General features: G+C 68.4%; 17 protein-coding genes. 11 read left to right on the forward strand and 6 right to left on the reverse strand.

Features of this window, described 5'->3' with window-relative positions:
* Positions 1-49: 49 nt before the first annotated feature.
* Positions 50-1255 (reverse strand): fumarylacetoacetase, encoded by a 1206-nt coding sequence (gene fahA / locus AB0J62_RS19665; RefSeq protein WP_363872507.1) that lies wholly within the window; start codon positions 1253-1255, stop codon positions 50-52.
* The gene (locus AB0J62_RS19670) at positions 1255-2106 is read right to left on the reverse strand and encodes a hypothetical protein (protein ID WP_363872510.1); all 852 of its coding nucleotides are present in this window, start codon (positions 2104-2106) and stop codon (positions 1255-1257) included. Before AB0J62_RS19670 ends, fahA begins: the two co-directional genes overlap by 1 nt.
* Positions 2107-2180: 74 nt before the next feature.
* On the opposite strand from AB0J62_RS19670, the gene AB0J62_RS19675 reads away from it, so the two are divergent.
* Positions 2181-3386, forward strand: coding sequence for a homogentisate 1,2-dioxygenase domain-containing protein (locus AB0J62_RS19675; protein WP_363872513.1), 1206 nt, complete (start codon positions 2181-2183; stop codon positions 3384-3386).
* Positions 3387-3409: 23 nt separating this feature from the next.
* On the forward strand, positions 3410-4210 hold the full coding sequence (locus AB0J62_RS19680) for a hypothetical protein (protein WP_363872516.1): 801 nt from the start codon (positions 3410-3412) through the stop codon (positions 4208-4210).
* A gap of 10 nt (positions 4211-4220) precedes the next feature.
* Here the strand turns inward: AB0J62_RS19680 and AB0J62_RS19685 are convergent, their stop codons facing one another.
* On the reverse strand, positions 4221-5009 hold the full coding sequence (locus AB0J62_RS19685; protein WP_363872519.1) for a polysaccharide deacetylase family protein: 789 nt from the start codon (positions 5007-5009) through the stop codon (positions 4221-4223).
* Positions 5010-5138: 129 nt separating this feature from the next.
* Between AB0J62_RS19685 and AB0J62_RS19690 the strand changes: the two genes are divergently transcribed.
* The 5 genes from AB0J62_RS19690 (at position 5139) to AB0J62_RS19710 (ending at position 10996) form a co-directional block, all read left to right on the forward strand.
* Entirely contained in the window at positions 5139-6956 is a 1818-nt protein-coding gene (locus AB0J62_RS19690; protein WP_363872522.1) for a 5'-nucleotidase C-terminal domain-containing protein, read from the forward strand.
* A 43-nt stretch (positions 6957-6999) separates the two neighbouring features.
* Positions 7000-7689 (forward strand): FCD domain-containing protein, encoded by a 690-nt coding sequence (locus tag AB0J62_RS19695; RefSeq protein ID WP_363872525.1) that lies wholly within the window; start codon positions 7000-7002, stop codon positions 7687-7689.
* Complete coding sequence (locus tag AB0J62_RS19700; RefSeq protein ID WP_363872528.1) at positions 7686-8429, forward strand: creatininase family protein; 744 nt, start codon at positions 7686-7688, stop codon at positions 8427-8429. Before AB0J62_RS19695 ends, AB0J62_RS19700 begins: the two co-directional genes overlap by 4 nt.
* Before the next feature lie 78 nt (positions 8430-8507).
* A complete protein-coding gene (locus AB0J62_RS19705) occupies positions 8508-9461 on the forward strand; it encodes a prolyl oligopeptidase family serine peptidase (RefSeq protein WP_363872531.1) in 954 nt (317 codons plus the stop codon).
* Positions 9458-10996, forward strand: coding sequence for an AbgT family transporter (locus AB0J62_RS19710; protein ID WP_363872534.1), 1539 nt, complete (start codon positions 9458-9460; stop codon positions 10994-10996). Before AB0J62_RS19705 ends, AB0J62_RS19710 begins: the two co-directional genes overlap by 4 nt.
* 6 nt (positions 10997-11002) lie before the next feature.
* On the opposite strand, the gene AB0J62_RS19715 is transcribed toward AB0J62_RS19710, so the two are convergent.
* Positions 11003-11581, reverse strand: coding sequence for a nicotinamidase (locus AB0J62_RS19715; protein ID WP_363872537.1), 579 nt, complete (start codon positions 11579-11581; stop codon positions 11003-11005).
* A 74-nt stretch (positions 11582-11655) separates the two neighbouring features.
* Entirely contained in the window at positions 11656-12435 is a 780-nt protein-coding gene (locus tag AB0J62_RS19720) for an SDR family oxidoreductase (protein ID WP_363872540.1), read from the reverse strand.
* Between the two features lie 135 nt (positions 12436-12570).
* Between AB0J62_RS19720 and AB0J62_RS19725 the strand changes: the two genes are divergently transcribed.
* The 4 genes from AB0J62_RS19725 to AB0J62_RS19740 all read left to right on the forward strand — a co-directional run bounded on the left by AB0J62_RS19725 (position 12571) and on the right by AB0J62_RS19740 (position 17244).
* On the forward strand, positions 12571-13722 hold the full coding sequence (locus AB0J62_RS19725) for a cation:proton antiporter (protein ID WP_363872543.1): 1152 nt from the start codon (positions 12571-12573) through the stop codon (positions 13720-13722).
* On the forward strand, positions 13719-14756 hold the full coding sequence (locus tag AB0J62_RS19730) for a DUF2252 family protein (protein WP_363872546.1): 1038 nt from the start codon (positions 13719-13721) through the stop codon (positions 14754-14756). The genes AB0J62_RS19725 and AB0J62_RS19730 overlap by 4 nt, the downstream gene beginning before the upstream one ends.
* A 114-nt stretch (positions 14757-14870) precedes the next feature.
* Positions 14871-16421: a fibronectin type III domain-containing protein gene (locus AB0J62_RS19735; protein WP_363872549.1), complete on the forward strand. Its 1551-nt coding sequence runs from the start codon at positions 14871-14873 to the stop codon at positions 16419-16421.
* A 58-nt stretch (positions 16422-16479) separates the two neighbouring features.
* Positions 16480-17244, forward strand: coding sequence for a sulfite exporter TauE/SafE family protein (locus tag AB0J62_RS19740; RefSeq protein WP_363872552.1), 765 nt, complete (start codon positions 16480-16482; stop codon positions 17242-17244).
* Here the strand turns inward: AB0J62_RS19740 and AB0J62_RS19745 are convergent.
* Positions 17241-18248 carry an ElyC/SanA/YdcF family protein gene (locus tag AB0J62_RS19745; protein WP_363872555.1) on the reverse strand — a complete coding sequence of 336 codons (1008 nt, stop codon included), beginning with the start codon at positions 18246-18248 and terminating at the stop codon, positions 17241-17243. The genes AB0J62_RS19740 and AB0J62_RS19745 overlap by 4 nt on opposite strands.
* Positions 18249-18318 lie beyond the last annotated feature (70 nt).

Raw genomic sequence — 18318 nt, forward strand, 5'->3', positions numbered from 1 at the left:
AACAACATTCGCCTCGCCTCCGGCATCGGCGAGGGGAAGGCGGAGTGGTTCAGGCTGGGGGTTGGGTGGGGGTGATGCGGCCGGTTACCTCGCCTAGGCCTAGGTGGGTGCCGGTGGGGGTGGTGGTCCAGGCGGTGATGGTTACTTGGTCGCCGTCTTCGAGGAAGGTGTGTTCCTTGCCGGCGGTGACGAGGGGTTCGCGGCCGTTCCAGGTGAGTTCGATGAAGGAGCCGCGTTGGTCCTTGGCCGGGCCGCTGACTGTGCCGGATGCGAACAGGTCGCCGGTGCGGACGGTGGCGCCGTTAACGGTCAGGTGGGCGAGCATCTGGGCGGGGGACCAGTAGATGTCGCGGTACGGCGGCGTACTGACGAGGTGGCCGTTGAGACGGACCTCGAACGTGATGTCGTAGTTCGGGAGGTTCTGTCCGTCCAGGTACGGGAGGACGGGCGGGTCCTGCGTCGGCAGCGGGACAGTGCCCAGGGCCTCGAGGGAGACGACCCAGGGGGAGATCGACGTGGCGAACGACTTGCCGAGGAACGGGCCGAGGGGCACGTACTCCCACGCCTGCAGGTCGCGCGCGGACCAGTCGTTCACAAGCACCACGCCGTACACGTGGTCAGCAAAATCGTCAACGGAGACAGGGCTTCCGAGCGTTGACGGCGTGCCGACGACGTACCCGAGCTCGACCTCGATATCCAACCGCTGCGACGGACCGAACGTCGGCGCCGCCGCGTCCGGCGCCTTGCGCTGACCGCTCGGCCGGACGATATCGGTGCCGCTGACAACGATCGTGCCGGCGCGCCCGTGGTACCCGACCGGGAGGTGTTTCCAGTTCGGCAGCAGCGGTTCGGAGTCCGGGCGGAACAGCCGGCCGAGGTTCGTCGCGTGCTGTTCGGAGGCGTAGAAGTCGACGTAGTCCGCGACCTGGAAAGGAAGCTGCATGGTGACCGCCGACTGCGGGATCAGATGCGGCTCGACCGTGTCCCGGTCGTTCGCGTTCCGGACCAGCTCGAGCAGCCAACTGCGCGTCGCCCGCCAGGTCGGCCGCCCCAAAGCGAGAAATGCGTTCAGCGTCGGCTCGGCGAACAGCTGAGCGCCGTCGAGCATCTGTGCCGACGCGACCGGCGCAAGGTCGATGATCTGGTCCCCGATCGCGGCTCCGACCCGCGGCTCCTCGTCGCCGTACCGGAACACGCCGAGCGGCAGGTTGTCCGGCCCGAACGGCGAACCGTCCGGGATGTCGATCCAGCTCATCAGGCCTCCATCAAACCCAGTGCCGTCAGGTCGTGCCGCGGTTCGTCGATGCTGCAGGAGCCGAACGACGTGAACCATCGCCGGGTGCTCACGGCCTGATCGTCGGTCAGCTCCCGAGCCCGAGCGGCAAGCGCCTCGCCGTCCCGCTCGTTGAGAACCGAGGTCACCTCGTCCCGCGTTCCGCCGTCGAGCGACGCCCGGGTAGCCATCAGCACGTTGAGGAAGCCGTGGTGCTCGAACCCCGAATCTTCCGCGGTGTGCCGGATCGCGTTGTGCAGCCCGGCAGTGCACTTGAACGGTACTTCGCGGTCCAGGCAGGCGATGATGAACGCCGCCACCTGGTCCGCCGACGGGAAGAGCGATGCGTCGAGTCCGCCGGTCCGCAGCTTGGCGGCGTACCCGGCGTCGGCGACCACATCGAGCGCGCGCTCCCACGCTCCGTCGAGGCCGATCTCGACGTACGCCGTCTCTTCGTCGAGGCAGTCGTCACACGCCCGGACGACGCGCAGCGCGTTGCGGGACAGATCGTCCTCGTCGCGCAGCCGGACCTCGACCGCGGTCACCTCGACATCCTTCGAGCGGTCACCCCAGCGGATCGCGGGCTCGATCCCGCCCGCGCCGCCGGCGATCACGACCGAGACGCGGAGCGGCCCGTCGCCGGAGCGGGCCGCCTCGGCGGCGACATCCATCAGGTCCTGGTCGCTGCAGACGAACGGCCCCACGAGCTCGGCGTACGGCGACGTCAGGTGAGCCCGGTGTGCGGTGACGGCCTCGGCCATCGGCAGGTTCCCCGGCGGGAACATGGCAGCGTCGTCGACCAGGTGCCGGAACAAGGCGGGGACGGTTGACATGGCTCAGAGCCTAACGGATGCTTTCGGTAAGCGGACGCACGCGTTCGACTATCGGATACTCTGGAGCAATTCTGATGGCGTTCTACCGGCAGGTCGGGGAAGTTCCGCCGAAGCGGCACACCCAGTTCCGGAAACCGGACGGTGGCCAAAAATCGGGGCTGTACTACGAGGAGCTGATGGGGGAGGAGGGGTTCTCATCGGACTCGTCGCTGCTCTACCACATCGGCGTGCCGTCCGCGATCGTCGATTCGCAGGTGTGGGACCTCCCCGACCTGTCCACGGTCGCCAACCACCCGCTCACCCCGCGGCACCTCAAGCTGCACGATCTCTTCACCGACACGTCGAAGACCAACGCCGTCGAGGATCGTCGGCTGGTGCTCGGCAACGGTGACGTCCGGATCTCGTACGTCGTCGCGGAGCAGCCCTCGCCGTACTACCGGAACGCGATCGGTGACGAATGCGTGTACGTCGAGAAGGGCTCGGCGACCGTGGAGACGGTGTTCGGCGTACTGAACGCTGTCCAGGGCGACTACGTGATCATCCCGCGTGCGACCACGCACCGCTGGCTGCCGGGGCCGGAGGGCGTGCACGCGTACGTCATCGAGGGCAACTCGCACATCGCGCCGCCGAAGCGCTACCTGTCCCGCTACGGGCAGTTCCTCGAGCATTCGCCGTACTGCGAACGCGACCTCCACCCCACCACCGAGCCGCTCGTGGTCGAGGGGACGGACGTCGAGGTGCTGGTGAAGCACCGCGGGAACGGTGTCGGCGGGATCGTCGGCAGCCGGATGACGTACGCGACGCACCCGTTCGACGTGGTCGGCTGGGACGGCTGTCTGTACCCGTACACGTTCAACGTGAGCGACTTCGAACCGATCACTGGGCGGGTGCACCAGCCGCCGCCCGTGCACCAGGTGTTCGAGGGCTACAACTTCGTGGTCTGCAACTTCGTCCCGCGGAAGGTCGACTACCACCCGCTCTCGGTGCCGGTGCCGTACTACCACTCGAACGTCGACTCCGACGAGGTGATGTTCTACTGCGGCGGTGACTACGAGGCGCGCAAGGGCTCGGGGATCGGGCTCGGCTCGATCTCGCTGCACCCCGGCGGGTACGCGCACGGTCCGCAGCCGTCGGCGATCGAGGCCTCGCTCGGCGCGGAGCGGTTCGAGGAACTGGCGGTCATGGTCGACACCTTCCGCCCGCTCGAACTCGGCGAGGGCGGCCAGGCGGTCGACGACGGCGTCTACGCCTGGACCTGGGCGGGTCGCCGCAAGTCCTGACCGTCTGTGGGATTCTTTCCCGTGTGAGTGAGGACGGGGACACGTCGCAACAGGTCGCGGAGCAGGTTTCACCGGAGTCGCAGTCAGCGCTGAAGTCGGGGCCCGAGTCGGAGCCGGACTCAGAGTTGGAGTCGGAGTTCGAGTCGGAATTCGAGTTGGTGTTCGAGCCGGACGATTCGCCGGAGGTGGAAGTGCAGGTGCCGCCGCAGGATCCGGGGGCGCCGTTCGTCGTCGGCATCGATCGGGACGCGGTGGTACGCCGGCGCGAGGTGGTGCGGACCGTGGAGCGCCGCGGCGCCTGGATCACGCTCGCGATCGGCGTGGTCGGCATCGCCGCCGCGATCTACGCGATGCTCGCCTTCCGCGGTTCGGGGATGTGGCCGTTCGCGATCTTGTTGATCCTGGCAATGATCCCGCTGGTGCTCAGCACCGTCATGGTGTACCGGCTGCAGGCCGAGCGGCAGCAGTGGTACAAGTCCAACGAGTTGCAACCGGTCGCGATGCGGATGTCGCTCAAGGGGCTAGAGCTCGCGTGCGACGGCGCGGCGTACCCGGTCGTCCTGCAGTGGCAGACGGTCCGCGGCTTCCGGCAGCAGAAGCTGCTCGGTCAGTACGTGCTGGATCTCGACCTGGTCCCAGGCGTGAGCGCGACCACGGCAGGTGTCCGCGGTCTTGATCAGGCGCCCGTTCGCAGCGTCGTCAGGCCCAATCCGCTCCTGCGCCCGACCGGGCTGTTCCTGGTGAAGGCGCTGGACCAGCCCGTCCACATCATCGACGAGGCCATGAAGCACTTCTCCGGCGGAACAGCGCAGGTACGCCGCTAGCTGGGCAGCTCTAGCAGGGCAGGGAGCGGTACGTGTAGCCGAGCTTGGTGAGCTTGGTGAGCGCGCTGTCCAGGGCGGCGACGGTCTGGGAGCGGTTGCCGCCGCCATCGTGCATCAGGATGATCGCGCCGGGGCGGGCGCCGGACATGATCGCGTGCTCGATGTGGGCGGTGCCGGGCTTCTCCCAGTCCTTGGTGTCGACGTCCCAGAGCACCTCGTGCAGGTGGTCCGCCGCCGCGATCGCCTGGATCTTCGCGTTCGTTGCGCCCTCCGGCGGCCGCAGGCACTTCGACGCGATGCCCTGGCTGATCTCCTGCCGCACCTTCGCGTCCGGAAGGTGGGTCAGCGTCTTGTGGTCGTACGTGTGGTTTCCGACGTGATGCCCGGCGGCGCGCTCGGCCGCGACCAGTTCCGGGAACTGCGCAACCTGGATCCCGATGACGAAGAATGTCGCCTGCGCATTGTGCTTCCGCAGTACCTGAAGGATCTTCGGCGTCCACTCGTGCTGCGGACCGTCGTCGAACGTCAGGTACAGGACCTTGCCGTGGCCGGTCAGGTTCCAGTCGTCGACGGGCGGCTTGGATGCCGGCGGTTTGACCGCGGGTTGCGTTGGTTTCGTCGACGACGGTGCGCCTCGCTTGGACGTGGTCGACGTACTCAGGAGTCCGTGACTCGACGTGTGGGACGCGGGTTTCGCGGACGCGGTCGAGTGTTTGGACGGACTGGCGGCTTGGGCTAGGACGGCACCGCAGAGCAGCGCGGCGACCAACGGCAGGAGCTTGCCGGGCGGCTTGGTCATGCACGGCATCCTCTCGTGCCGGGCGGTTCATCCAGGCACCGGGTCGCCCGTAGGGTGGCCCCCAGGCCGGAGATCCCGGCCGGCAGACCAGTGAGGCGGCTGATGACCGACAGCGGTGAGCGTACGACGATGACCAGACGAACCCTGATCGGTGGAGCATCCGCCCTGGCCGCGGCCGGGTTCACGGCTGTTCCGGCGTACGCCGGTGGACCCGGGCCCGGGCGGACCGTCCGGTTGAGCGTGATGGGCACGACCGACCTGCACGGCAACGTCTTCAACTGGGACTACTTCAAGAACGCCGAGTACGACGACACCGCGCACAACGACATCGGCCTGGCGAAGATCTCCACGCTCGTCACCGCGGTCCGGGATCGCATCGCCGCCGACCACCACGCACCTCGCCCGCTGCTGCTCGACGCCGGCGACACCATCCAGGGCACCCCGCTGGCGTACTACTTCGCCAAGATCGAGCCCATCACCGGCGGCCACACGCACCCGATGGCCGCGGCGATGAACCGGATCGGGTACGACGCGGCCGCGCTCGGCAACCACGAGTTCAACTACGGGATCGAGATCCTCCGCAAGTTCCAGCGGCAGCTGCGGTTCCCGCTGCTCGGCGCGAACGCCCAGGACTGGACCACCGGGCTGCCCGCGTTCCCGCCGTACGTGTTGAAGCGGGTGCACGTGCCGGGCGAGAAGCCGATCACCGTCGGCATCCTCGGACTGACCAACCCGGGGATCGCGATCTGGGACAAGGCGAACGTCGAGAACAAGCTGAAGTTCGGCGGGATCGTCGAGCTGGCCAAGCTCTGGGTGCCGCGGGTCCGCAAGGCCGGCGCCGACATCGTGATCGCGTCCGTGCACTCGGGGATGGACCTGTCCTCGTCGTACGGCGACGCGCTGCCGTACCCGGAGAACGCGTCCGTCCTGATGGCCGAGACGGTCCCCGGCATCGACGCCGTCCTCGTGGGGCACGCGCACCTGGAGATCCCCGAGCGCCTCGTCACGAACAAGACCAGCGGCGAGCAGGTCGTGCTGAGCGAGCCGCTGAAGTGGGGCATGCGGCTGTCGCTGATCGACCTCGACCTGCAGAAGGTCCGTGGGCAGTGGAAGGTCGTCGGCCGGCACAGCCAGGTGCTCAACGCGAACACCGTCGACGCCGACCCGCAGGTCGTCGCTCTGCTGCAGAAGGACCACGACAAGGTCGTCGAGTACGTGAACTCGAAGATCGGCACGTGCACCGAGGCGATGTCCGCCGCGACGGCGCCGTGGGAGGACACCGCCGCACTCGACTTCGTCAACTTCATCCAGGCGGATGCTGTCTCGAAGGCGCTGGTCGGTACGCCGCAGGCGTCGCTGCCGGTGCTCGCGATCGCCGCACCGTTCAACCGCGCGGCCTCGATCCCGGCCGGCGACGTGTCCATCCGCGATGTCGCCGGGCTCTACATCTTCGACAACACACTGCTCGCGGTCACGATGACCGGCGCGGAGATCAAGGACTATCTGGAGTTCTCGGCGCAGTACTACAAGCAGGTGACCGGGGCCGGGCCGTTCCCGTCCGACCAGGTAACCAATGCGCCGACCCCGACCGCGCCGAACGGCACGCCGGACTACAACTACGACGTCCTCGGCGGACTGACCAAGCCACTGACCTACAAGATCGACATCGCCAAGGCGGTCGGGGCGCGCATCACGGACCTCGCGTACGACGGGGTCGCGGTCGCGGCCGACCAGCAATTCGTTGTCGCAGTCAACAATTACCGCCAGTCCGGCGGCGGCAACTTCCCCCACGTCTCCACCGCACCGGTGGTCTACAACCGCCAGGTCGAGATCCGCCAGCTGATGATCGACTACGTCACCGCCACCGGCGAGGTGAACCCGACCACCTTCCACACCGTCGACTGGTCCCTGACCTCGAACGGCACCCCGGTCGTGATCACCGCCTGACGTAGCTCTTGACCTGGGAAAGGCTAAGTGATTTAGTCAGTTTGTGACTTACTCAGCGGCTGAGGTCCCGCCCAGCCTGTCGGACCGGTTGACCGAGTCGATTCTCGGGATCATCCGGGACGGCGGGCTGCGGCCGGGGGATGCGATTCCGTCCGCGCGGGAGCTGGCGAAGCGATTCGCGATCACGACGCCGACGGTGCGCGAGGCGCTGCGGAAGCTCGAGGCGACCGGGGCGGTCGAGTTCCGGCACGGCTCCGGTACGTACGTCGGTCCGACCATCAACAACGTCGTACTGGCGAATCCGCATCGGCCGCCGATCACCAAGGACTCGGTGCTGCAGCTGATCAGCGCCCGTCTCGTCCTCGAGCCGGCCGTCGCCGCACAATCCGCGGTCGCACGCCAGCCGGAAAACCTGGAGCGCCTGGAAGCCGCGGTCACCAACGCGCTCATCCCGCCCGGCGGTCCGGCGTTCGCGCTCAACTTCCACGTCGAGCTCGCCGCCGCGTCCGGGAACCCTTTGTTACAAGAGGTTCTGTCGTCCCTGCTGAAGGTGCGGGTCCGCGAGCAGCAGCAGATCCGCGCCCTGTACGACAACCGCGAGCGCGACCACGAAGAGCACCAAGCGATCGTGGAGGCCGTCCGTGCCCAGGACGCCGCCGAGGCCGAACGCCTGACCCGCGAGCATCTCGACAACATCCGCCGCGCGATCGAGTCCGCACCGGAGTGGTCATGAACCTTGCCGAGATGACGACCGACGAAGCGCTCGTCGCCGTACGCCGGTCGCCGCTGGTGATCGTTCCGGTCGGGGCGCAGGAGCAGCACGGGGGCGGGATGGCGATGTCCACCGACACCGTGCGCGCGGTCGGCGTGGCCGAGCGGGTCGCGGAGCGGCTGGCCGGTCGCGCGGTGATCGCACCGGCCGTCCCGTACGGCGTCTCGCCGCACCACATGGCGTTCGCCGGCACCATGACGTTGTCCCCGGCAACGTTCATGCAAGTACTCCGGGATGTCGTCGCCAGCCTGCACGAACACGGCTGGCGGCGGATCCTGGTGATCACTGGGCACGGAGGGAACAACCCCGCCCTGTCCGTGCTCGCGCAGGAGTACGTCCGCAGCGAGCTCACGTTCGCGTGGACCCCGGTCACGTCCGTGGTGTCGGACCTGATCACAGGAGTCAATGAGGTACACGGTCACGCCGGCGAGGCGGAGACCGCGCAGATGCTGTACCTGGCCCCGGACCTGGTTCAGGCCGATCGCCTGGAGCCGGGCGCCACCACGCTCGACGAATTGACCACGACAGCCCGGCTGTCCCGGCAGTCGCGTGGACCGCGGCTGTCCGTCGGGTTCGACGCGTACCACAAGCGTGGCGTACTGGGCGACCCCCGTCGCGCCACCGCCGAGGACGGCCGTCTCCTGGTGGAGACCGCCGCCGACCGGATAGCCGCCTTCGCCGACGAGTTGCTCTCAGCCTGATCACACTGGACCTTCGCTCAGGGAGGTCCAGGCGCGAGCCTGCCCGCCTGCAGGCCGCCTGCCCGAGGAGGCACCCTGATGAATCTCGCACGCCCGAAAACCCTCAGCCTGTCCGGTTGGTATACCACCCGGCGGATCGGCGCCCTGCTGGCGTCGGCGGCCCTGGTGACCGCCGGCACCACGTTGCCGACGGCAACCGCATCGGCCGCGTCCACCACGCCGGGCTGCGGCCAGCAGGCCGCCCCGAGCGGCGACTACACGATCCAGAGCGGCGGTCTCACTCGTACCTACCGCCTGCACGTGCCGGAAAACTACCAGAGCTCCAAGGCGTCCTCGCTTATTTTGGTATACCACGGTCGTGGCAAGACCGGTGCTCAGACCGAGGCGTTCTCCGATCTGTCGAAACTCGACGCGATCGTTGCCTACCCCAACGGTGTGATCGGCGACGAGGACAAGCAGGCCTGGCAAGGCGCGCCGTACTCCGCCAAGGGTGTCGACGACGTGAAGTTCACCGCCGACCTGTTGGACGACCTGGAGTCGAAGTACTGCGTCGACAAGCGCGCCGTCTACGCGACCGGCAAATCCAACGGTGCCGGCTTCACCGGGATTCTGGCCTGCCGAATGGCCGCTCGGTTCGCGGCGATCGCACCGGTGTCCGGCGCGTTCTACATCGAGGGCACGCACTGCGCGCCGAGCCGTCCGATCCCGGTACTCGACATCCACGGCACCGGCGACACGACGATTCCGTACGGCGGCGACGGCGAGCGAGATCTGCCGAGTATGCAGACCTGGGTCCGCGACTGGGCGGTCCGCGATCACTGCAATCCCGATCCGAAGACGAGTCAGCTCGGTGAGGACGTCCTGAAGTTCACGTACAAGGGCTGCAAGGCGGACGTCGTACACGTCGCGGTCACCGACGGCGGGCACAGCTGGCCGGGCTCCGACTCCAGCTCCGGACCGGGCTACGTGACGCAGACCTTCGAAGCGCACGAGTTGATCGGCGCCTTCTTCAAAGCGCACAAGCTCTCATGAGTACGGCCACAACTGCCGACCGCAGGGAGCTGCCCCGGCTGGTCCGGGCGATGGCTGTCATCGAGCGGGTCGGGAACGCACTGCCGCATCCGTTCTGGCTGTTCTGGATCCTGTCCGCGATCCTCGCCGTCGTCAGCGCGATCCTGTCGGCGCTGGACGTCTCGGTGCTCTCGCCCAAGGACGGCAAGGAGGTCGCCGTACAGAATCTGCTGTCCGGTGACGGACTGCAGATGGCCGTCTCGACGGCGATCTCGAACTTCGCCGAGTTCCCGCCGATGGCGACGATCGTGGTCGTGATCATGGGCGTCGCCCTCGCCGAGCGGACCGGGTTCCTGCAGGCGCTGATGCGGGTCAGCGTGTCGCGCGTGCCGACGTCGATGGTGGTGTTTGCCGTCGCGTTCGCCGGCACGATGGCGCATGTCGCGTCCGCGGCGGCGTACATCATCCTGGTGCCACTGGGCGGGCTCGCGTTCCGTGCGGTGGGGCGGTCGCCGATCCTTGGCATCGTCGTGGCGTACACCGCGATCGCATCCGGGTACGACGCGAGTCCGATCCCGACCCCGAACGACGCGATCTTCGCCGGCATCACCACCGCGGCCGCGAAGACGATCGATCCCGACGCGCACGTCTCGGTGCTGTCGAACTGGTTCTTCAACATCGCGTCGTCGATCCTGCTGGCGCTGGTGATCACACTCGTCACCAGGTTGGTGCTGAGCAAGCGCACCGACCTGGACGCCGATCCGGAGGCACCCGGCGACGACCCGGATCAGCTGTCCGTATCAGTTGCCGAACGCAAGGGTCTGCGCCGGGCCGGCATCGTGTTCCTGGTCGCCGCGGCCGCGATCGGCGCCGTCCTGCTGCCGCACGATTCCCCGTTGCGCGGCAAGGACGGCAGCATCGTCGACTCCCCGTTCCTGGACGGGATCGCGATGGTGGTTGCCGTGCTGTTCGGTCTCGTCGGCATCACGTACGGCGTCACCGTGAAGGCGATCGAGCGCGCGGCCGACGTACCGAAGCTGATGGCCGAGGGGATCAAGCAGATGGCGCCGGTGCTGGTGCTGTTCTTCGCGATCGCTCAGTTCCTCGCGTACTTCGACTGGAGCAACATCGGCGACCTGCTGTCCGCGGAGTCGGCGCGCTGGCTGGGCGAACTCGGTGCTCCGAAGGTCGTGATCTTCCTCGGCATCCTCGCGCTGCTCACGGTGATCAACGTGCTGGTGACGAGCGGCTCGGCGATGTGGTCGCTCACCGCGCCGATCCTCGTCCCGATGATGCTGCTCCTCAACGTCCCCGCCGAGACGACGCAGGCGCTCTTCCGCATCGCCGACTCGGGCTCGACGGCAATCACCCCGATGAGCCCGTACTTCGTGATGGCCCTCGGCTTCCTGCAGCGCTACCGCAAGGACGCCGGCGTAGGCACGCTGGCGTCGTACACCGTTCCACTCGCGGTGTCGATGACCATCGCGTGGACCCTGCTGTTCCTGGCATGGTGGGCTCTGGGAATCCCCCTGGGCCCAGGCGCGCCAGTCAGATAAGAGGGCTCAGGTAACGTTGACCCCGGCCGTACGCAGGTCGGTCAGGGCCTGTTCTGTGCTGGAGGGAGCAACGCCGGCGGTCAGGTTGATCAGGACAGTAGTGTCGAAGCCCTCCTTGCGGGCGTCCAACGCGGTGGCGCGGACGCAGTAATCCGTTGCGATCCCGCAGACGTCGACGTCGGTCACGCCCTTGCCGCGCAGCCAGTCGGCCAGGGCGTGACCGCCTTCGTGCGACTTCCCCTCGAACCCGGAGTACGCCGCGGCATACTCGCCCTTGTCGAAGATCGCGTCGAACGGCTGCGGGTCCAGGTTCGGGTGGAAGCTGACCCCGTCCGTCCCGGCCACGCAGTGCCGCGGCCACGAGTGGACGTAGTCCGGCTCCCTGGAGAAGTGGTCCCCGGGATCGATGTGGTGGTCCCGGGTGGCCACGACGTACGCGTACTGCCGGTCGTCGGGCTCGGCCTCGTGCCACTGGTGGAGGAGCTCGCCGATCCGGAACGCTACGTCGGCGCCGCCGGCGACGGCCAGGCTTCCGCCCTCGCAGAAGTCGTTCTGCACATCCACCACGATCAGTGCCCGGGCCATCGCGACGCTCCTTCATCGGGGGAGTCCCTCTGCCCACGGTACAAGTGCAGGCGCTGTCCGTGCTGTATTGCGCGTTACGCGGGTAAGAGGGTCCCGCCGGTGACGCGCAGGATCTGGCCCTGGATCGCCTTCGTCCGCGGCGAGGTCAGGAACAGGATCGCGTCCGCGAGTTCGGTCGTCTCCGGCAGGTGCCGCGCGCTGAACCCGGCCGCGAGCTGCTCGAGCGCGGGCCGCGGGATCACCCTGTGCTCGCCGTTCTCGAGCGTGATACCGGGCATGACGATGTTGACCAGTACGCCGTCAGCACCCAGATCGTGCTGCGCGCTCGCAACCAGCCCGTGCAGTCCGGCCTTGGCCGCGCTGTACGGCCACGAACCCGGCAGGCCGCGTTCGGCCAGGTCCGTCGAGATCAGCACCAGACGCCCGTGTCCGGATCGCCGCAGCGCGGGAGCGACCTGCTGAACCAAGTGGAAGTTGCCCTCCAGGTTGGCGCGCATGATCGGCACCCACCACTCCGGCCGCCCGTCCTCGACCTTCGTGGGCCGCTCGTGGAACTCGGCGTTGCCCCAGTCGACCGCGTTCGCGACCACCGCATCGAGCCCGCCGAAGTGCTCCACCACGGACGCGACCGCCGCCGCGATCGTCTCGGGCGCGGCGAGATCCATCGGTACGACGTACGCCGTGCCGCCCGCGTCCTCGATCTCCGCCGCGACCGTCTCCGCGGCGTCCTTCCGCGAGTTGTAGGTGATCGCGACCCGCGCCCCCTCGGCGCCGTACGCGATCGCCGTCGCTCGTCCGATTCCCGACGACCCGCCCGTCACCAGCACCGCCGCGTCCTTGAATCCCAGGTCCATGACCCGTCCTTCCGGTATTTATTAGTCGGCTAAGCAGAAACTTAGCCGACTAACAAACGCAGCGCAACCCGTCCGCGTCCGCCGAATCTCAGCCGTGCGGGAGCACAATGGCGCTCTCCGGGGAAAGGAGCTGCGGTGAGCTTCACCGTGCTGGCCGTGGTGGTTGCCGTCGGTCTGATCGGTCCGCTGCTGGCGTGGCGGCGCGGTTGGCACATCCCGGTCGTGCTCGGCGAGCTGCTGGCCGGCATCATCCTGGGCAAGACCGGGTTCGGGTACCTCGTCGCATCCGACGACAAGTTCACGTTCCTCGCCAATATCGGGTTCGGGCTGGTCATGTTCGTCGCCGGGACGCACGTTCCGGTCCGGGACGAGAGCCTGCGCAAGGCGATCCGGCCCGGGCTGCTCCGCGCGGTCGTGACCGGCATCGTCGCGACCGGTGTCGCGTACGCCCTGAACGCGGTCTTCGACACCGGGCACGTCGCGCTGTACGCCGTACTCATGGCCTCCTCGTCCGCGGCGCTGGTCCTGCCGATCGTCGACTCGCTCGGACTCGGCGGACGGCCGGTGGTCGAGTTGCTGCCTCAGGTCGCGATCGCGGACGCCGCCTGCATCGTGGCGCTGCCGCTGGCGATCGATCCGCCGCACGCCGGGCGGGCGGCGCTCGGTGCGCTCGCGGTCATCGGTGCGGGTGCGGTGGCGTACGTGCTGCTGAACTGGGCGGAGCGGTCCGGCGCACGGCGTCGGGCGCACAAGGTCTCGGAGGACCGCCAGTTCGCGATCGAGCTGCGGGTCAGTCTGATTGTGCTGTTCGCGCTCGCCGGACTGGCGACGGCGACACATGTGTCGATCATGCTGGCCGGGTTCGTCCTGGGGCTGGCGGTCGCGGCCGTGGGTGAGCCGCGGCGGCTGGCGCGGCAGTTGTTCGCGCTGACCGAAGGGTTCCTCGGGCCGGTGTTCTTCGTGTGGCTCGGGGCGTCGCTCGACCTGCGCGAGCTCATCTCGAAACCGGAGTTCATCGGCCTCGGCGCGGCGCTCGGCCTCGGTGCCGTGATCAGTCACCTGTCCGGGATGCTCACTAGACAGCCCTTGAGTCTCGGCGTTCTGGCGTCGGCACAGCTCGGCGTCCCGGTTGCGGCGGCCACGGTCGGTACGACGTTGCACGTGCTCCAGCCGGGGGAGCCGTCCGCGCTGATCCTCGGTGCGCTGGTGACGATCGCGGCCGGCGTCGTCGCGGGAGGCATCGCCGTACGCCGGGGTCTGGTCTCGGCCAAGGCGGTGTCGGGATGACGGCCGATCCGGTGGCGGCGACCGCGACGTACGAACGCTGGCTCGCGGGCCGGATCCCCGTCGTAGCGGAGGATCTCGAGCTCAAACATCGCGAACTCGCGGCGGATCCGCTGCGCTTCCTGCGCGGGACGTACTACCTCTGGCTCGAGCGGGTCGCTGAGCTGGCGCCGACCGTGCTAGCCGGCCCGCAAGTGCCGGCGGTCGGCGACCTGCATGTCCAGAACTTCGGGACCTGGCTCGACCATCGCGGCGCACGGCGCTGGGGCGTCAACGATCTCGACGAACTGGTCTGGGGTCCACCCGCGCTCGACCTGCTCCGGCTCGCGGTCTCGGCCGTGCTGACCCCGCAGGTCGCGATCAGCCCGAAGCGGATCTGCCGCCTGCTCCTCGACGGATGGTCCACTGCCGAACCGGGTCGCGCCGTCGATCTGTCCGATCCGGGTGCCGAGCACCTGCGTGCGCTGGTACCCAAAGAGACCGACGCCGACCGGTACTACGGCAAGCTGCGCGACGGCACGCCAGCGGACCCGTCGGTCCTGCCGGCCGCGGTCCGGACGGCCGTCGAGATCACTGCCGCCTCCTGGCACCATCGCCAGGCGGGCACCGGATCCCTCGGCCATCCGCGGATGGTTGCTGTTGGCAAAGACATTGCGCGCGAGGTGAAGATCGTCGGTCCACTCACCACAGACTTCGTGCCGATCGGTGCGCAGGCGGACGACCTCCTGTACGGCCGCGTCCTGAGCGCGGTCCGCGGACCTTACCCGATGCGTCGCATCGACGGTTGGCAACTCCGCGCCCTGTCCCCGGACGTCGAACGCATCACGATCGAATCCCTCCGCCCGAAAGCCATCGAACTTGTCCTGACCTCGATGGCCCGGGCCGCGGCCGACGTCCATGGCGTCGTCCCGCACCACCTCCACGACGCCCGCCGCCACGTCGAGAGCCTCCCACCGACCTGGCTGCTCGACGCCACCCACCAACTCGCGGACGACACCAGGTCCTGCTTCGAGGAGTACGCGCGCTCCAGGAGCTGAAACGCGCGGGCCGGTTTCGCGACAAGGTGAGCTGACAGTTATCGTTTGACGGCGCATAGTCACCGAGTCATGGGTCGGCATCTTCCGCCGGAGCGGGCCCAGGGGGGTTCGCTCATGAAGAAGGCTGTCCTGGCAGTTGTCACCGGCGCGGCCGTGGTCGCCGCGGCGCTGGTCCCGTCCGGCCCGGCGGTGCAGGCCGCGACCGTGGCGGGTGCGCCCAGTGCGCACAGCACGCCGCGGGGATTCGGCTCGGCGTTGTCGTCGGTGGAGCAGCCGTCATGGCAGACGAACGCGAGTGTGAACTCGGTCGCCGTCGCCGGTGAGCTGGTGTTCGCGGGCGGCCTGTTCACCCGGGTCCGGCCGCCGGGGAAGGCCCGCGGGGTCAGCGACGTGGCGCGGAAGTACTTCGTCGTGCTCAACCGGACCACCGGCGTACCGACGCGGTTCGCGCCGCAGGTCAACGGGCCGGTGTGGAGTGTGGCGACGTCGCCGGACGGCCGGTGGGTCGTGATCGGTGGTGACTTCACCGTCGTCGACGGGGTGCCGCGGTCGCGGGTGGCGATGTTCAACGTGGCCACCGGCAAGCTGGTCTCGGGATGGGACCCAGTGGTCAACTTCCGGGTGGCGGCACTGAAGATCACCGACAAGACGGTCTACCTCGGTGGCTCGTTCGGCCAGGTGGACAAGATGGACCGCAGCCGTCTCGCCGCGGTCACGCTGAGCACCGGCACGCTGCTGCCGTGGAGCCCGGACGCGAACGACGACGTCCACGCGATCGAGGTGTCCACCGACGGCGACCGGGTGTTCGTCGGCGGCGGCTTCACCCGGATCGACGGCCGCAACGATCACGCGCTCGCGATGCTGAACGCCACGACCGGCGCGGTGCTCCCGATGCCCGCGATCGCGGCGATCCCGCCGCGGTCCGAGGACTGCGACAGCCAGGTGAAGGACCTCGAGGTCCAGGGAAACAAGGTCTTCGCGGCCAACGCCGGCTCGGGTCTCGGCTGTTACGACGGGGTGCTGGCCGCGGACGCGACGACCGGCAAGCTGATCTGGCAGAGCAACTGCCTGGGTGCGACCGAGGCGATCAAGGCGATCGGCAACTGGCTGTACAAGGGCTCGCACGCGCACGACTGCAGCTCCGACGGCGGGTTCCCGGACAAGACCGGGATGCATCACCTGCTCGTCTACAGCACGATCACCGGCAAGCTCGGCCCGTGGTTCCCGAACACCGATGCGGGTGGGGAGACTCTCGTCGGCCCGCTGGCGTTCGCTTCCGGCGGCAACGACCTGTGGGCGGGCGGCGATTTCACCGAGGTGAACGGCGTACCGCAGGAAGGCCTGACGCGATTCACCAGCGCCCCGGGCGGCGCCGCCCCGGCCCGGCCGGCCGCACCGAAGGTCGCGAGCGCCCGGGCCAACAAGGTGACGATCAGCTTCCCGACCGTGCTCGACCGGGACAACCTCACCCTCACCTACCTGCTGTACCGCGGGAGCACGCGGATCGGCAGCTGGTCGCGTACGTCGAACTCCTGGACGAAGCCGACCGTGACGACCGTAACCGATGCGCGCCTGACCAGCGGCCAGGGGTTGTCGTACCACCTCGAGGTCAGCGACGGCCGCAACGTCCGGACGAGCCCGACGGCCAAGGTCAAGGTCCGCTGACTGGACCCCGCCTACCGCCGTACCGTCCGGCCGCTCGACGTGTGATTGGGTGGTCGGCATGACGGGCGCGGAGCACTTGGCGGTGATTGCCGCCGGGCTTGGTGCAGGCATCCTGACCTCGACCGTCGGTGTCGCATCGTTGCTGAGCTTTCCGGTGCTGATCGCGCTGGGGATCCCGCCTGTGGTCGCCAACGCGTCGAACACTCTCGGGCTGTTACCGGGCGCACTCAGTGGCGCGTTCGGATACCGGCGCGAGCTGCGTGAGGTGCCGCGCCACCAGACGATTGCCGTCGTGGTCATCTGTGCCGTCGGCGCGGTCGGTGGCGCTGCGCTGCTGCTGGCGTTGCCGTCGCGCGTGTTCGCGGCGGCAGCGCCTTGGCTGATCCTGTTCACCTGCCTGATTGTCGGTGTCCAGCCCTGGATCTCCCGTTGGCTGCGCTCCCGGTCCGGCCACCCGCACGGGCTGCGGCGATCGATGTCACCGGCAACGATCCTGTTCACCGCGCTGACGGGCGTGTACGGCGGCTACTTCGGCGCGGGAGCCGGCGTGATGATGATGGCAGTCCTCGGGCTCGGGCTCGACCTGGAGCTACGGATCGTCAACGGCCTCAAGACACTCGCGCTGCTCGCGGCGAACCTCGTCGCGAGCATCATCTTCGTCTTCATCGCCGACCTCAACCTGACCGCGAGCGGCCTGCTGGCGGCCGGATCCATCGTCGGCGGGTACGTCGGCGCCCACATCGGCCGCAGGCTCCCGGCCACGGTGCTCCGGGTGCTGATCGTGGTCGCCGGCGTAGTCGCCGCCGTACTGATGCTGCGTTAGCTGGACAGTTGGACGTGCTGCGCGATAGCCGCCGCGGCGATCAGCACGCAGATGCCGCCGTTCAGGTACGGATGGCTGACCAGGATCGCGACGAACTCGCGGATCGTTGCCGTCGGCCAGTAGTACGCCGCGGTGGGGGAGCCGATCACCTGGCCGTTGACCTTCGCCTTGCGCGCCGTCATCGCAGCGCGGAACGCGTGGAAGTTGTTCGTCACGATCAGGCAGCGGTACTTCGGCGACCGCGCGACCATCAGGGCCCGGCTGAACGTCAGGTTTTCCAGCGTGGTGGTCGACCGGTCCTCGCGCAGGATCCGTTCGTCCGGGACGCCACGCTCGATCAGGTACGACGCCATCGCGTGCGACTCGGGCACGTCCTCGTCGGGACCCTGCCCACCGGATGTGATCATCATCGGCGGACGGCCCCTGCGCAGCGCACGGTCGTACACCTGCTTGCCGCGGTCCAGCCGGCTCGCGAGCAGCGGCGGGACCCGCGAGCCGCGCAGGCCGGCGCCGAGCACGATCACGAAGTCGACCTTCCGGGACGAGCGGACCCGGCTGTAGACGAACGCGTACACCAGGAAGCAGACGAACAGGAACGCGATGTAGGTCAGCACCCCGATCAGCGCCGAGCGCAGCGCCGCCAGCGGCTCCCAGCCGATCTTCTGCACCGCCACGCTGAACACGACGAACCCGATGATGCCCAGTCCCGCGAGCAGCGACAGCAGGTTCGTCAGGCGACGGCCTTCCCGGCGGAGCATCGTGATGCCGTTGACGACCAGGAACACCGCGAGGACCGCGATCGCCAGCGGGATGAGGCCGAGGATTGCCACCACCAGCCAGCGGGCCGCGGTGCCGTTGAACGCGTCGACGACGAAGATCATCCCGATCCCCGCGAACATCAGCGCCAGGACCAGGAAGATCCCGTTCTTGAACAGCCGCCGGTCCCGCAGGAAGCTGACCGCGAAGACGACGAACCAGAACGCGGCGACCAGGAAGGCGTACATCGGGCACATGAAATCACGGCGCTCTGACCAGAAGCTGGAACTGCCGGATTCGTGAGTGTCCGCGTGTGCG

It is taken from the genome of Kribbella sp. NPDC049584, from assembly GCF_040675555.1.
In the GTDB taxonomy this organism is placed as follows: domain Bacteria; phylum Actinomycetota; class Actinomycetes; order Propionibacteriales; family Kribbellaceae; genus Kribbella.

Excerpts from the sequence above, each read along its gene's own strand:
- fahA (WP_363872507.1), bottom strand. The coding sequence starts at position 1,255 with ATGAGCTGGATCGACATCCCGGACGGTTCGCCGTTCGGGCCGGACAAC.
- AB0J62_RS19670 (WP_363872510.1), bottom strand. The coding sequence starts at position 2,106 with ATGTCAACCGTCCCCGCCTTGTTCCGGCACCTGGTCGACGACGCTGCC.
- AB0J62_RS19675 (WP_363872513.1), top strand. The coding sequence starts at position 2,181 with ATGGCGTTCTACCGGCAGGTCGGGGAAGTTCCGCCGAAGCGGCACACC.
- AB0J62_RS19685 (WP_363872519.1), bottom strand. The coding sequence starts at position 5,009 with ATGACCAAGCCGCCCGGCAAGCTCCTGCCGTTGGTCGCCGCGCTGCTC.
- AB0J62_RS19690 (WP_363872522.1), top strand. The coding sequence starts at position 5,139 with ATGACCAGACGAACCCTGATCGGTGGAGCATCCGCCCTGGCCGCGGCC.
- AB0J62_RS19700 (WP_363872528.1), top strand. The coding sequence starts at position 7,686 with ATGAACCTTGCCGAGATGACGACCGACGAAGCGCTCGTCGCCGTACGC.
- AB0J62_RS19705 (WP_363872531.1), top strand. The coding sequence starts at position 8,508 with ATGAATCTCGCACGCCCGAAAACCCTCAGCCTGTCCGGTTGGTATACC.
- AB0J62_RS19710 (WP_363872534.1), top strand. The coding sequence starts at position 9,458 with ATGAGTACGGCCACAACTGCCGACCGCAGGGAGCTGCCCCGGCTGGTC.
- AB0J62_RS19715 (WP_363872537.1), bottom strand. The coding sequence starts at position 11,581 with ATGGCCCGGGCACTGATCGTGGTGGATGTGCAGAACGACTTCTGCGAG.
- AB0J62_RS19720 (WP_363872540.1), bottom strand. The coding sequence starts at position 12,435 with ATGGACCTGGGATTCAAGGACGCGGCGGTGCTGGTGACGGGCGGGTCG.
- AB0J62_RS19730 (WP_363872546.1), top strand. The coding sequence starts at position 13,719 with ATGACGGCCGATCCGGTGGCGGCGACCGCGACGTACGAACGCTGGCTC.
- AB0J62_RS19735 (WP_363872549.1), top strand. The coding sequence starts at position 14,871 with ATGAAGAAGGCTGTCCTGGCAGTTGTCACCGGCGCGGCCGTGGTCGCC.
- AB0J62_RS19740 (WP_363872552.1), top strand. The coding sequence starts at position 16,480 with ATGACGGGCGCGGAGCACTTGGCGGTGATTGCCGCCGGGCTTGGTGCA.
- AB0J62_RS19745 (WP_363872555.1), bottom strand. The coding sequence starts at position 18,248 with ATGTACGCCTTCCTGGTCGCCGCGTTCTGGTTCGTCGTCTTCGCGGTC.